The following is a 13,436-nucleotide window of genomic DNA, read 5'->3' as shown; positions in this document are numbered from 1 at the left end:
ACATGTCTAATCACTCATCTCACCGGCAGTTCGACGGGGCGTTAGTCACGGTACCGTTCGGGGGCGAAAACGTCGAACGGACAGCGCGAAACGAATACCGAATGCTTCTCGACGAGCACGATTCTGAGGACGTGCTCGTCATCACCGGTGCGCCGACGAGCGCAGACACGTTCCGTGAAGCGTTAGGTGAGGAACTGCCGGGCGCGGCGACGCCGTACGTGACGTCGTCGGTAGTGCACGCGACCGATGTCCTCAACCAGACCGATGACCGCGTCATTCTCTCCGACGCCCTACGGCGGGAACTCCTGTACCGGTTCCTCGCAGATTACGAGTGGGACACGGAGTACCTCCAACGGGCGTCTGCGCAGCCGTCGTTCATTGAGGACGTGGATGCCGTGATGGGCACGATTTCCTGGCAGACGGTCAGGCCTGACGATACTCCGGAACTCCGTGACATCACGACTGCGCTTGACGCGTTCCACGAGTGGCTCGCCGAGCACGGGCACATGGAGCGCGGGCAACTCATCTCGGAAGCGCTCGATGTCCTCACCGGGGATGCCCGCGGCGACGTCGTTGATTTCGACGCGGTGATCGCGGTCGAGTTTGAGGAGTTCTTCCCGCTTGATCGCGCGTATCTCGACGCGCTTGCGGGAGACTGCGAGCTCGTCTGTGTCGCTGAAGAGCACGCGAGTGTGCGCCGGACGTGGGTTGAGACAGGGCCAGTCACGAACTACGTCTCGTTCAGCGAATCCCGACAAGGGGCATCGGGGACGCCGTCGACGCGACCAGCTGCAACGGCAGCCTATTTCGCCGAAGAAACGGTCCCGGAAGATCCGGAAGCCGGGTCGGTGTCCGTCCTCGCCACAGACTCCAGTGACGAACAACTCGCTGAGATTGCGAACGAGATTGAAGAGCTCGTCGCGCAGCCGGACTGGGGGTACGACGACATCGCTGTCGCCACGAAGCAAAGCGGGAGTGCTGTTACAGACATTATCGAAGCGTTCGAAGGCACCGGGATTCCAACGGAATCGACAACCGTCACCGGGTTCGGTGACGATCCCGCGATTCGGGAACTCCTCGCGGCCGTTCGGTACTTCGCCGACGAGGAAGATGATGTACCCGACCACGGTCCAGAACTCGATACGGACCGCTTAGACCGTGTCAGCGAGACGGAGAGCCTCGGAGACGCGATTCGCTGGTGGGCAACGGACTCCGGGTTAAAAGAGCGGATCGCGGAGCGGGCGGCCCCGTTGGATGCACGGGCGCAGTTCGGGAACGTCCGACGGGCGTTCCGAATGGCCGAGTTCCTCGAAGAGACCGAGTTTGTGGATGCGACGTGGGAATCCTACAAGGAGATGCTCGAACGCGCTCACGAATACGCACCGCAGCAGAACCAGACAAGCGCGACGGATCTCAACGGTGGTGTCCGCGTCGATCACTTGCAAGCGATCAAGAACGAGTCCTTCCGCGCTGTGTTCCTCGTGAATCTCGTCGACAGTGAGTACCCAGGTGACCCGTTCCTGACACGGTTGTTCCCGAGCGAGCGAGTCGCGTCGATGCCAGACTACCCTGGTGTAACGGAACTCGATGGATCGGACGTGGATGCGACGTTCCCGACGACGTCGACAGCGTCAGGACGATCGTTCGCCCAGTACCACACGGAGCACGCGCGTCGACGGTTAGCTGTCGGTGCTGGCGCGGCGACAGAGCGGCTCTACTGTTGTCTCTACGAGTACGAAGACACGGCGCTCGAAGAGCGTACGCAGGCATCGCGGTTCCTCACAGCAGCGTATGAGGATCTTCCGTGGGTGACCGAGGCCGATGAGCCACACATTACGAGTGAGCAAGCGGCGGAGCAGTACCTGCTGTCGCGGGTTGACGACGCGCTCGCGGAGGTACGCCGCGCGAACAGTCAGGACGTGACGGTGTCGCTTGACGAGGTCGAAGCGGAACTCGGAGAGATTCAGGACCTACTCGAACAAAGCGGCTCCCGAGGAGACGAGCTCCGAGAAGCGTTGCGTGCACGTGTCGAATTCGCTAACGAGGAGGTGCGGCGATGAGTTCGTCGCTCTCCCCGTCGCGGTTAGCGAACTACGCGACGTGTCCGCGGCTGTACGACTACCGCTACACGCAAGACGTGAACGCGCCGGACCGTACAGAACTGTATCTCAACCAAGGAACGATCTACCACGAGACTATCGAGGACGTGTGTGATGCGACTGACCGCGATGACGACCCGGAGACGATACACAACCGGGCGATGCAGGTCTTCGATGCGAAGTGGGACGAACACAGTACCCCGGACGACTACGAATCCGCTGCGCATCAGGAGTACCAACGAGCTGAGAACCGCGCTGCCATCGCGTCGTTCTTCGATCCGGACGGCGGTGACGGGATCGAGCACGCTCGCTACTCGGTCACCACGGAATGTTGGGTGGAGTGCGAAGTGGATGGTCGAGAACTCCACGGGAAAGCTGACAACGTCGTCCGGACTGACGACGGGCTGCACATCTTCGACTACAAGCGGAACACGGACGGGATTCTTTCGTCGGGGACAGCCGAATACCTTAACGACCATTTCAACGGAGAGGCCCACGAACCGAAGCGGGTCCGGAACGCGTTCCAGACGGCGACATACGTCGAAGGCGTGAAGAATGAACCGTTCTACGAGGACGGGATGGAGGTTCGGTTCAGCTTTTACGGAATCCTCAACAGCACGTCGTTCGAGAGCACCCCGAGCGGATACGACGTGTCCGCGCGTGGCTGGCCTCGGGAAACCACGGAAATCTACGAGAACCACTACGACACGATTTGGGCGCTCATCCGAGACGCCCACGATGGTATCACGGGTGAGACGTACGAGCCGGAACCGCTCGACCTTATTACTGAGGAGGCGTGCCCGGACTGCGACTATCGAGAGATGTGTGCTGACCGACTGTCCACGGAGGTGCACCGATGAGCGACGAGTCCGAGTACCCGTCTTGGTTTCCGGTGCCGGAAGAAGACGTGTCCCCAGAGCCTCAACAGCGGACAATCATCAACTCCGACGCGTACCCGATGCGTGTGCTCGCAGGAGCAGGAACGGGCAAGACGTTCACGATGGTGCGGAAGATCGAGCACCTCATCGACGAGGAAGACGTCTCGCCAGACCGGATTCTCGCGTTGACGTTCACGAACAACGCGGCGGACTCGATGCGGGAGAAGCTTAACGCGAAACTCGGGACAGCGGGGTACGACATCGACGCGTACACGTACCACTCGATCTGTAACGAGATCCTCACTGACTACGCCTACGAAGCCGGGATCGACCCGGACTTCGAGGTCGCCACGGACGCCGAGAAGTACGCTATCGTGCTGGATGTTCTGGACGACATCGAGTACCGGTCGGTCAAACCCAACGTGTACGGCAGCGACGGGTACGCGTCCGGAGCTGCGTCGAAGCTGCTCAGCTTTATCGGGTCGATGAAGCGCAGCGGCATCTCGCCAGACGACATCGACGCGTTCCTCGGGCCCGCCGACCGCGTCTATGACCTCGCCGACCTGCCGGAGCACATCGAAGCAATCGCTAGCGACCATCTCGGTGGCCGGTCCGTGGCAAGCGTGCTGGATTCACTTCCCGAGGTGCGCGATGAACTCACCGCGGAACGCGACGGGTTGGGAACGGACGGGATCGAGGCCAGTGCTCGGGATTTCCTCGACCGGCTCGTCGACCTGTGTGATGCGCTTGAAACCGCGTTCGAGGCCCACCAGGCTGGCGAGCGTGACCTGCCGGACAACGCGTACAAACTCCCGAAGTACCTGTTCGGCGGGTACGCAAGCGGTGCCCCGAAAGGGATCCCGGACGATCTTGGTCTCGAACTCACGGACCACCTCGACTCGTTCGTGTCCGACTGTCTTACCGCCCGAGATCTCACCGCCGGGTACGCGGCGTACGAGCGGGAACTGGACGAGCGTAACCTCATCGACTTCGACGGCCTGGTGGTCGAGACAGCTGCGCTGATGGACTCGTCGGTCGGCGAGGAAATCGCCGAGCGGTGGGACTACGTGTTTTGCGACGAGTTCCAGGACACGGATCGCCTCCAGTTCGACCTCGTCACGTCACTCGTCACCGACGATAATCTGTTCGTCGTCGGCGACGACGATCAGGCGATCTACGAATGGCGCGGCGCGAACGTCGCCAACATCACCGACGAACTGGACCAAGCGTTCGCGGCGCTCACGGACGAACCGCTGGAGGAGAACTTCCGCTCCCGACAGCCGATTCTGGACCTGGCGAACGAGGCGATTCAGAAGCTCGATCACCGTGAACGACACAAGACACTCACTCGCGTCGACGAACCTGCGTACGACGGGGACACCGTCGCTACCGTCGAACTGCCGGACGAGGACGATGCGGACGGTGCGACCCAGCTTCGCACCGTCGTCCAGAATCTGGTGAGCGGCGCAGCAGACAACCTCGATGAGGTGTACGATCCAGGTGATATCGCGTTACTCGTCCGGAAGAACGCCCACGCGACACCTGTCATCGAGGAATTCGAAGACGCTGGCATCCCGTACCAAGTTGCTGGGGATCTGGCCACGGAATCGGTCGGCGTCGGCACCGTGACCGCCTACCTGAAGGCACTCGCACGCCCCGAAGACGAGGTGAGCTGGAACCGCGTCCTCCTGATGCGGTACCGGCTCTGCGACGCGGACCTCCGCACGCTCAACGCGGGCGACGACCCACTCGTGGACACGCTCCGTGAGACACCGCTCGACGAGTTCAAGGAGCCCGACCGCGTCGCAGAAGCCCGCGAGCACGCCACGGAACTACTCGGTATTCGTGATTCGGCGTCGCTCAGCCACCTGTACCGCGAACTCACGGACCGCACGAACATCGAGTGGTATCTCAGCGAGCAGGAGCGCCGGGATCTCACCCAACTGGAGGACGTCATCGAACAGTACGGGGATAGTGCCGTCCAACCGCCGCTGACTCCGGAGTTCATCGACTCGCTCGAACACTACGACTCCCTGTTCGACGAAAGTGGCACCACGCCCACGAGTCAGCCGGACGTCGCCGACGACGCGGTCAACGTGATGACCATCCACAAAAGCAAGGGCCTGGACTTCCCGGTCGTCCTCATCCCACAAGTCACCGCTGACGAGTGGGCACCAAGTTCACGCACGTACGACGCGCTCGAAACCAGCCTCTCGGATGGCCCAGAGGCAGCGTTCGCACAGGACTTCGTCGAGCGTGATGCCCGTGAGACACGGCGCGTGTTCCACGTCGGGATCACGCGTGCCGAGGACATCCTCGTCCTGCAGGGTGGCAGCGACGAAGGTGACGATGCTGCGGACGAGAACGCTGTTTCAGAGCTGGTTGACGAGATCCTCCCCTCTCGAATCCCATGGCAGCCGGAGCGAGGACAGCTCCCACTCTGGACCGACGTTCAAGAGTGTCTCCCGGACGACGCAGTAGACTGGACGAACACGCTGGCCAGCGAGACCGTCGGAAGTGTCGGCGGTACCGTCAGGCACGATGGGGAAGATCTCGCGGTTGGGGTTGCGCGCGACCGTGTGCTAAACCTGGCAACGGCCACTGTCGATGGGAGTCTCTCACCGAGAGCCGAGCGGGAAATCCTCCAGGTTGGGTCGCTGACTGGCCCGTCGACACCGTCGCCATCGCTCTCTCACAGCTACACGTCGCTGGCGGCCTATGAGGAATGCCCGCGGAGTCACTATTTGGACTACGTGGTCAACGCGTTCCCTGACTATCAGGAGACTGCGGCCACGAGCGATGCGAAAGAAGGTGTATCGCAACGTGAGATCGGATTGCTGTTCCACGACACCGCTGAGCAAGCCGCGAATCAAGGGGTGGAACGTCGTGGGGAGTGGTACGAGATCTGCGAGCGACTCGCCAGTCAGCGCCGCGCTGAGGACGCGCTCCCGGCGGCAAAACAGTGCATCGACCGGTACTTCGAGTTAGATCTCCCCAGTTACGAGATCATCGACGCGGAGCGAGAGTTCGAACTCACTATCGATGGGCACGAACTCGTCGGCTATATTGACGCCGTCTACCGGACGCCTGACGACGAACTGGTCGTCATCGATTACAAGGCGACCGAACGTCACCGCGACTTGGAGGACGATAAGCAACTCCCGATCTACCTGTTAGCGTGCCGTGACCTGTACGATGAGCCTGTCGCACGTGCGGGATACGCTTATGTCGGTGACATCGGGCCGAAAGTCGAATCTCGAACGTTCAGCGATGGTGATCTGGAAGCAGTCAGAGATGACGTGACGTCGTCGATGAACGATATTGTTGAGTTCTCGTTCAGTCGGTACACTTCGGATGAGCACTGCCGGTGGTGTCAGCACAACCAACTTCCCTGCGCGCCGGCCTCGTTTACCGTCGGTCCCGGGTTCGAGGAGTGAATCGTCGACACCACGCGAAAACAATTTCCCGTAGATCCAGTTCCCCATCTCGCCTGCATCCCTCGTCAGGTTCGGTGTCTTGGTCGCAGTGCGAGAATCACTCCGGTGGGGGAGGCTACCCGAATTCTTAAGTCATTATCGCAGTAATCATTATCCTAAGTATGACCTTCTACGACCGGGAGGAAGAACTCGATACACTCACGGGTGCGGTGGAGTCCCCCGGTTCGGACTTCGTTGTCGTCTATGGCCGGCGTCGGGTCGGGAAAACGGAACTCCTCAAAGAATTCTGTGCTGACCGTCCCCACATTTACTTCCTTGCCGCGCAGGAAGCCGAGCATCGACAGCGCGAGAAGTTCCTTGAGCAAGTTGCGGACTACTTCGACGAGCGCGTCCCTCGAATCGACAGTTGGGACGAAGCGTTCGAATACCTCGGGGAGAACCTCCAGCGAGAGGATCTTGTCGTCGTCATCGACGAGTTCCCGTATCTCGTCGAAGAGAACGACTCGCTTCCATCGTACATACAAGCGTTCGTTGACCAGGCACTCGATGGGACGGACTCGATGCTGGTGCTCTGTGGGTCGAGCGTGAGCACGATGGAGTCAGAGATCCTGGGTCACGAGAGCCCACTGTACGGGCGACGAACGGCGCAACTCGACGTAACGCCGTTCTCGTTTCAACAGGCACGAGAGGTCATCTCATACAACATCACGGACGCGGTTCGGTCGTATGCCGTCACAGGTGGCACCCCGATGTACCTCACGCTGTTCGACTACGACCAGTCGCTCGCGGCGAACATTCGATCACACGTCCTGTCATCATCTGCGGTACTGTATAACGAACCCGAGTTCCTCCTGCGCACCGAGCTCCGAAACCCAGCCCGGTACATGAGCATCCTCGAAGCAGTCGCACTGGGCCATACGACACCGAACGAGATCTCCGGCGCAACGGGGATCGATTCGGGTCCGCTCTCGAAGTACCTACAGACACTCCGCCGACTCCGCCTCATCGAACGAGATGTCCCAGTCACGGCCTCGGGGAAGAAATCGAAGCGGTCACGGTACCGGGTTGCGGACGAGTTCCTTCGGTTCTGGTTTCGGTATGTCGAGCCGCATCGATCCAGTATCGAGGAAGCACCGGAGATCGTGTACGACGGGACGATTGAACCGGACCTCCCAACGCACGTCGCAACCACGTTCGAGGACGTGTGTCAAGAAGCCGTCTGGGAAGGGATTCGACGCGGTGCATTCGAACCGTACTCCGAAGTCGGTCGCTGGTGGTACGGAGAAGAGGAGATCGATATCGTCGGGCTGGCACCGAACGACGACCGAGTCCTCCTCGCCGAATGTAAGTGGACGACAGATCCGGTTGGGGAAGACCTCGTCAAGAGTCTGCGAGCAAAGGCGGAGCACGTCCGATGGGGACCGTCGGATCGAGACGAGCAGTTCGCCCTGTTTTCGAAAAGCGGCTTCGTCGACGGTCTCGAAGCACAACTCGATGACTCGTGGTCCTTGTTTACTGTCGCGGACATCGACGACCTACTCACGCCTTCCTGAGTACTCCAACACCAATCGTAGGGATGTATATATGACGGACAATCAACATCAGATAGTTAATTCCGGAGGGGATTCTGGCTTGCTTCAGTTCGGACAGGCCCTCTGATTTGCTGAGTTGAGTGGCGGGAAGACGACCAAAGTCTCTCGCGCGCGCCGCCAATTACACTCTCTAGAGCGTGTCATAGAATAGTTCTCATGGCTCGCTGAATCAGCTCTAACGAATTGAAAGCGCCGTGCACTTGGTGCACGCTGTTCTTAGAGTGTTATAACTATGGCAAAAGAGAAGTTCGGAGTCGCTGTTGACGAGGAAATCGTGCAAGAAGTAGATGAACTGGTCGCTGAATGTGACGATCTCGGAGTCAGCCGCTCCGAGATCGTCGAAGCCATCCTCACAGCATTCGTTCAATCCGAGACGAACCACGTTGAACGGGTGCGAGAAATCATTATTCGGAAACGAAAGGGTACTCTTTGACTAGTTCTAAACCACGTGCACTCGGTGCACGGCCCTCTAAGCAGATAACGTGCTATAATGGTAACTAGGCTGACTAGAGTGTGTGAAGAGTTCTATGACACGCTCCTCTCTACCCAAGTATTATGTCCCCACAGTGTCATTCAAATGTAAGCGAATCGCATGACACCGGCGACCCCCGTTCCGCAGCGTGATGAAATCCAAACGTCCGAAGAGGGGTTCCTTTATAAGCGTCGTGCCGCCGTCTGCCAAATGTTGCCCGTCACGCAGAATGATGGGCGCTGCAGGATTTGAACCCGCGACATCTTGGTCCGAAGCCAAGCACTCTGTCCAAGCTGAGTTAAGCGCCCTCGAAATCCGATTGTAGGCTCATCCGCTTAAGTTCCGCGGTTCGTCGGCTACCCACTGGCCGTCCCCGAGTCGCGCTGGTGATGCTCTCGCGAACGGAGCCGACGCATGCCGCGACCGAGGACCGTTCCAAACCCACCGACGACCATCCCGACCAAAAGCGCGACCGATAGCTCCCACGCGAGCCCGGTCTCGGCGGGGATCGTCACTGGAACGAACGGTGCAACCGCTCCCACGATGGGGACGACTCCGACTGCACCGATCAGCGGAGACACCGCAAGCAACACCGATCCTGCAACGCCGCCGTGGGCGTAACCGTAGCCCGCCGCCGAAATAAGTCCGAGAGCTGCGAGGCCGAAAAGCACCGCATAGCCGTCCGAGGTGGACCGGGCGATCGCTCCCGGTAGCGTAAACTGGACGGTCAGAGCGATCGCGATCGCCCAGACGAACGCACGTTCGCTTCCCGTCGTTCTCAACGTCATGTCCACTTGCGAGAGGTACGGGTCCCGTTCATTTTGCCGTTTCGTCCCGCTTTGCCGTCCGACCGTCTCGGTCGGGGGTGAGGTTCCCGTGGCGGTCGATCTCGCCACGAACGATCCGCGTCGAAGAGATTCGGTCGTCGTCGGCAGCGGGTACGTGGTCGACCACCTCGATCTGCAGCGGGGGCAGCCCGCGCTCGACCCGGAGGTCGTTGATCCGCTTTCCGCCGTCGACAGTTTCCGGGGAGACGATCAGCGCGTCGAACCCGGGCTCCGTCGCGATACCGGTCGGCCGTTCGAGCTTCCTGATCTCGAACTCCCGGCCGTGCTCTTCGGCGAGCGGCTCGAGCTCGGCTTTCAGGTCGCGCTTGCGCTCCCCGTATGGGCGAACGTAGCGGTCGACGTGCCGGGTTTCGGGTGCGAGCTCGTCCGACGTCAACCCGACGGTGACGTCCCCGAGTTCGAACGCCCGCCTGAATAACGCGAGGTGACCGTCGTGAACGGGATCGAAGGTCCCGCCCAGCGCGACGTTCATACAGGTGGGTTGACGCCGTCTCCCTTAAATGGACGCATCGGATTCCACGCGAGAAAACCGGGACCGATCGAAGGACCACCTATTCCTCGTCCTGCACCTCGTCGTCCACGTCTTCATCTTGCGGCTCTTCGTCGTCTGTCTCTTCGTCGCCGGCCTGCTCGCCGCCCCCTTCGACCGTAATACGTACTGGCTCGGAGCTTTCACTCTCCTCGTCACCGAGGCGGCGATCCAGGTTGAACACGGTATTGAGCTCCGACTGGATCTGATCGACGACACCGTGTACCAGTTCGCTCGGCGGGATCGCCTGGTACTCGTAGGGATTGTTACCTGCGCCGGCGCTTTCGCGCTTCTGGCGCTCGACGGTGCCTTCGTCGTGGAGCTCTGCGAGCGCCTCGCGCACAGTACTCGGATACAGTCCGGTCCCGTCGGCGATCTCCTCGCTCGTGCTGTCGGGGTTCTCACGGAGGTACACGTAGATTCGGGCTTTCGTTTCCGTGTCCAAGAGCCACGAGAGCAGGTCGACGATCCCGCGGTCGAACTCCTCGACTGCACGGTCGGCCTCCTCTTCGATGCGCTCGCGGGTCTTTTTCAGTTCCTCTTTTGCGGCCTTCCCGGGCGACTTCTCGCCGTCGTCGAACTCCCCATCGAGTTCCTCGTCGGATTCGTCTGCCTCGTCATTCTCGCTTTCGAGTTTCTCGTACTCGAATTCGTCATCTCGGTCGTCAGGGTCGTCTTCGGGGGTCATGTGTTCTGTGTCGTAGGTCAGAACTCCGCGGGCAAAAGAGTTTCTCGTCGTTTTTCTTCCGACAGGACTCTTTCTGGTCGACGGAATCCTCTTCACTCGGACAGTAGCAAGTCCTGACACAGCGAGTCGATACCCTCCTCGGCGTGGATGCGACGCTGACGTGTCGCACCGCTTTCCCGGTCGAGGACGCCGGAGAGCCCGTCGACGCCCAACCGCTCACACTCGCGATCGACGAATTCTTCGAGGGAAACAGTCCCCGAGTCGGCAGTCATAAAGGTGGCGTCGTGGCCGTGCCGGATCGCCCGCCACTTGTTCTCGTCGAGGAGTTCCCGCCTGATCTCGGTTCCCGGTTCTCCGTCTTCGTATCGCTCGGCGAGATCCACGACCAGCGCGTGGACGTACTCGGCGAACGCGAGCACGATTTCGGGATCGCGCTGTCCGTCGGGTGCCCGCATCTCGACGGAGCCGTGACCGCTGTGCGGACGAACGTCGTACCAGAGCCCACCCCGATCGTCGATCGACCCATCCTCGACCATCCGACGTTCGAATCGCTCGAACGCGTCGTAATCCTCGAAGGCGGTGGGCATCCCCGTGTTAGGTAAGCCCTCGAATATCTTCGCTCGGGCCGATTCTAGCCCGGTGTCGTAGCCGTTCCAGAACGGGGAATTCGCCGACAGCGCGAGCAGCACGGGGGCGTACCAGCGGAGCTCGTTTGCGACCCAGACGGCCTTGTCCGGATCGTCGACACCGACGTGGAGATGTAGCCCGGCGGTGGTATTGCGATGTTGTGGGTACTGGATGCGATCCAGTTGCGCTTTGTACCGCGGTTTTTGCGTGTGATCCAGTTCTCGCCACCGGGCCTCTGGATGGAGCCCGGCGCCCGCGATCTGGAACCCCTGCGATTCGGCGTGGTCCACGAGCGCCGCCCGGACGCGCTCGAGCTCTTGGCGTGCGTTGGAGGGATCCTCGATCAGTGGTGTCTGCGTCTCGATCGTGCACTTGAACAGTTCGTGATCGATCCGACCGTCCAGCGCCGCCGGGGGTTCCGTCTCGTAGACGAGTTCGTCCGTCCCGGACGTCGGACGCCCCGTCTCGTCGACAATAAAAAACTCCTCTTCGATACCGAGAACGCCCATCCGATCGAAGGCGTCACGAGACCCGAGATCCATTACCCCCAGTTCGGTTTGAATGCCTAAATATGTCGTGAAGGCGGTCGCCCAGTCCGCAATACGGACCCGATTCTACAGAATCCAATGGGCACCGAACCCTCACCGTGGCCGGGCGACGACGCCGAGGTGATCCTCGTGATACGGCGCCAGCTTCCGGGTTTCGAGCGGTTCGTACTCGCGTTCGAGTTCCTGTAGCACGGAGTCGAAGACGGCCTCGGGGGAGGCCGTGACGTCCTCACTTCTGGCTTTCACCGAAAGTAGGAGTCGCCCGTTCTCCCGGAGGAACTGCCTGTTGCGGTTCGCGACGGTAGCCTGTCCACGGGTCGCAACGTCCTGAACTATGACGTCGATGTCGGCTTCGACGACGTGGGCGTACGTCTCCGGTTTCCGTGCGTCCTTCAACAGCGGGAAGAGGCTGTCTCGACTCTCTGCGACGTCCAGCAGGTCCCGCATCGGCCTCGCAGCGAACTCCACGGCGTAGGTGGGACCCGCAAAGTCCGCAACGTGGCTGACCGTCGTTCCATTCGCCGCACCGAGATACAGCACCGTATCGCCCGCCTCGAGTCCGGTGTCCAGGCCGAGTTCGAGCATCGCCCCAAGTTTGGACCGCCCGGCGTCCCAGACCCGCCAGCCGTCCGCTGTCGGCTCTCCGTAGACGGGCTCCCCGCGGGTGGCGAGCCGCTCTGAACCGCCGATCCGCCGGCGCGTCACGCCCGCCGGGAGCCTATCGGATGACGAATCTGCAGACGACCCCGGCGACGAGTCAGTCATTCGCTGTCACCTCCGGACGCGTCCGGCCGCCGTGCCCGGATCGTCTCGATCCGGTCGCGCATTTCCTCGTGGATCTCGGGACGGTGCTCTCCGCTGTAGTGATCGATCCGCGCGGCGATGGCGAGCTTGCCGGCGAACGCCCGTGCCGCCGAGCCGCGGTCGTCCGGGTGGGTCCCCTTGACGTACTCGTGGGTGTAGATCACGCCGTGTTTCGGCGAGGGGGCCCGACCCGACAGGTGGGCAAAGAGGGCGTCTTCGGCGCCGAGCAGCTGGACGGTGCCTGCCGGCTTTTTCGCCAGCGTCTCGAGCCCGCCCGCAAGCGCGATCAGTCGCGCGGCGAGCACCGGACCCGCCATCTCCGCGAGGTTCGGCGCGACCGCCGGCGCCTGGCGCTCGATGAACGCCCGGTGCTCGTCGGCTTCCGTCCCGAGGTCGGCGGCGAGACCGGCCAGTGAGAGCAACCGCTCTTCGGCCGGGCCGTCCGGCTCCCGGTCCGCGAGCCAGTCCACGCCGGCGGAGCCGTCCGGGACGTCGTCGAACCGGGTCCCCGCCCATTCGAGAACCCGTTCGGTGAGTTCATTGGCGACGCGCTCGGCGTCGTCCATTGCCCGGACCGCGTGAACCAGCTGTGCGTCGTCGGCACGCTCCCGTTTGCGGACTTCCGCACGGGCGGCTGCCATCGTCGCCTCGTGGAGTCGGCGGTAGTAGTCGGCTTCGGAGTCGGCGTAGCCGACTTCGACGGCGAGCTCCGGCCAGTCGGCCGGCGCGTCGGCGGTCCCCTCGTCGATCGCGGTCCCGGCGGCCTCGAGGTCCGCCGGATCCAGCCCCGAAAACCAGGCCGCCTCCGGGGCGTCGGTCACGTCCGTCGCGTCGGTCGTGTCGGTCATTACGGTGCGTTTCATCCCGTGGTCGTATATGCGTTCCCGAAAAGCCGGGCGAATTTCGACGGATCC

11 protein-coding genes and 1 tRNA gene are annotated in these 13,436 nt (G+C 61.7%); 5 read left to right on the top strand and 7 right to left on the bottom strand.

Translation table 11 applies throughout. From position 1 onward, the window contains the following. Positions 1–2 precede the first annotated feature (2 nt). From AArcCO_RS07505 to AArcCO_RS07485, 5 genes are all read left to right on the top strand, one after another. Positions 3–2,060, top strand: a complete 2,058-nt coding sequence (locus AArcCO_RS07505) for a PD-(D/E)XK nuclease family protein (RefSeq protein ID WP_259536261.1) — start codon at positions 3–5, stop codon at positions 2,058–2,060. Further along, entirely contained in the window at positions 2,057–2,959 is a 903-nt protein-coding gene (locus tag AArcCO_RS07500; RefSeq protein WP_259536259.1) for a RecB family exonuclease, read from the top strand. The genes AArcCO_RS07505 and AArcCO_RS07500 overlap by 4 nt, the downstream gene beginning before the upstream one ends. Next, positions 2,956–6,414 carry an ATP-dependent helicase gene (locus AArcCO_RS07495; protein WP_259536257.1) on the top strand — a complete coding sequence of 1,153 codons (3,459 nt, stop codon included), beginning with the start codon at positions 2,956–2,958 and terminating at the stop codon, positions 6,412–6,414. The genes AArcCO_RS07500 and AArcCO_RS07495 overlap by 4 nt, the downstream gene beginning before the upstream one ends. Positions 6,415–6,575: 161 nt before the next feature. Then, on the top strand, positions 6,576–7,967 hold the full coding sequence (locus tag AArcCO_RS07490) for an ATP-binding protein (protein ID WP_259536255.1): 1,392 nt from the start codon (positions 6,576–6,578) through the stop codon (positions 7,965–7,967). Positions 7,968–8,238: 271 nt separating this feature from the next. Next, positions 8,239–8,439 (top strand): ribbon-helix-helix domain-containing protein, encoded by a 201-nt coding sequence (locus AArcCO_RS07485; protein ID WP_259532794.1) that lies wholly within the window; start codon positions 8,239–8,241, stop codon positions 8,437–8,439. Positions 8,440–8,711: 272 nt separating this feature from the next. Here AArcCO_RS07485 and AArcCO_RS07480 read toward each other — a convergent pair. From AArcCO_RS07480 to AArcCO_RS07450, 7 genes are all read right to left on the bottom strand, one after another. Next, positions 8,712–8,786: transfer RNA gene (locus tag AArcCO_RS07480), tRNA-Arg, on the bottom strand. 48 nt (positions 8,787–8,834) lie between these two features. Then, a complete protein-coding gene (locus AArcCO_RS07475; protein WP_259536253.1) occupies positions 8,835–9,266 on the bottom strand; it encodes a hypothetical protein in 432 nt (143 codons plus the stop codon). Between the two features lie 28 nt (positions 9,267–9,294). Then, the gene (locus AArcCO_RS07470) at positions 9,295–9,798 is read right to left on the bottom strand and encodes a phosphopantetheine adenylyltransferase (RefSeq protein WP_259536251.1); all 504 of its coding nucleotides are present in this window, start codon (positions 9,796–9,798) and stop codon (positions 9,295–9,297) included. A 79-nt stretch (positions 9,799–9,877) separates the two neighbouring features. After that, positions 9,878–10,543 carry a helix-turn-helix domain-containing protein gene (locus tag AArcCO_RS07465; protein ID WP_259536249.1) on the bottom strand — a complete coding sequence of 222 codons (666 nt, stop codon included), beginning with the start codon at positions 10,541–10,543 and terminating at the stop codon, positions 9,878–9,880. Between the two features lie 92 nt (positions 10,544–10,635). Further along, the gene (locus AArcCO_RS07460) at positions 10,636–11,712 is read right to left on the bottom strand and encodes a glutamate--cysteine ligase (RefSeq protein WP_259536247.1); all 1,077 of its coding nucleotides are present in this window, start codon (positions 11,710–11,712) and stop codon (positions 10,636–10,638) included. Positions 11,713–11,811: 99 nt separating this feature from the next. Beyond that, positions 11,812–12,483: a fibrillarin-like rRNA/tRNA 2'-O-methyltransferase gene (locus AArcCO_RS07455; protein ID WP_259536245.1), complete on the bottom strand. Its 672-nt coding sequence runs from the start codon at positions 12,481–12,483 to the stop codon at positions 11,812–11,814. Continuing rightward, a complete protein-coding gene (locus AArcCO_RS07450) occupies positions 12,480–13,370 on the bottom strand; it encodes an NOP5/NOP56 family protein (RefSeq protein ID WP_259536243.1) in 891 nt (296 codons plus the stop codon). Before AArcCO_RS07450 ends, AArcCO_RS07455 begins: the two co-directional genes overlap by 4 nt. Positions 13,371–13,436: the final 66 nt, after the last annotated feature.

The sequence above is a fragment of the Halalkaliarchaeum sp. AArc-CO genome, assembly GCF_024972735.1.
GTDB lineage: Archaea > Halobacteriota > Halobacteria > Halobacteriales > Haloferacaceae > Halalkaliarchaeum.
The sequence above is the reverse complement of the archived record's forward strand: the minus strand, read 5'-3'. Positions and strand labels throughout refer to the sequence as shown.

Coding starts and splice junctions, on each gene's coding strand:
- AArcCO_RS07505 (WP_259536261.1), top strand. CDS start 3: ATGTCTAATCACTCATCTCACCGGCAGTTCGACGGGGCGTTAGTCACG.
- AArcCO_RS07500 (WP_259536259.1), top strand. CDS start 2,057: ATGAGTTCGTCGCTCTCCCCGTCGCGGTTAGCGAACTACGCGACGTGT.
- AArcCO_RS07495 (WP_259536257.1), top strand. CDS start 2,956: ATGAGCGACGAGTCCGAGTACCCGTCTTGGTTTCCGGTGCCGGAAGAA.
- AArcCO_RS07490 (WP_259536255.1), top strand. CDS start 6,576: ATGACCTTCTACGACCGGGAGGAAGAACTCGATACACTCACGGGTGCG.
- AArcCO_RS07485 (WP_259532794.1), top strand. CDS start 8,239: ATGGCAAAAGAGAAGTTCGGAGTCGCTGTTGACGAGGAAATCGTGCAA.
- AArcCO_RS07475 (WP_259536253.1), bottom strand. CDS start 9,266: ATGACGTTGAGAACGACGGGAAGCGAACGTGCGTTCGTCTGGGCGATC.
- AArcCO_RS07470 (WP_259536251.1), bottom strand. CDS start 9,798: ATGAACGTCGCGCTGGGCGGGACCTTCGATCCCGTTCACGACGGTCAC.
- AArcCO_RS07465 (WP_259536249.1), bottom strand. CDS start 10,543: ATGACCCCCGAAGACGACCCTGACGACCGAGATGACGAATTCGAGTAC.
- AArcCO_RS07460 (WP_259536247.1), bottom strand. CDS start 11,712: ATGGATCTCGGGTCTCGTGACGCCTTCGATCGGATGGGCGTTCTCGGT.
- AArcCO_RS07455 (WP_259536245.1), bottom strand. CDS start 12,483: ATGACTGACTCGTCGCCGGGGTCGTCTGCAGATTCGTCATCCGATAGG.
- AArcCO_RS07450 (WP_259536243.1), bottom strand. CDS start 13,370: ATGACCGACACGACCGACGCGACGGACGTGACCGACGCCCCGGAGGCG.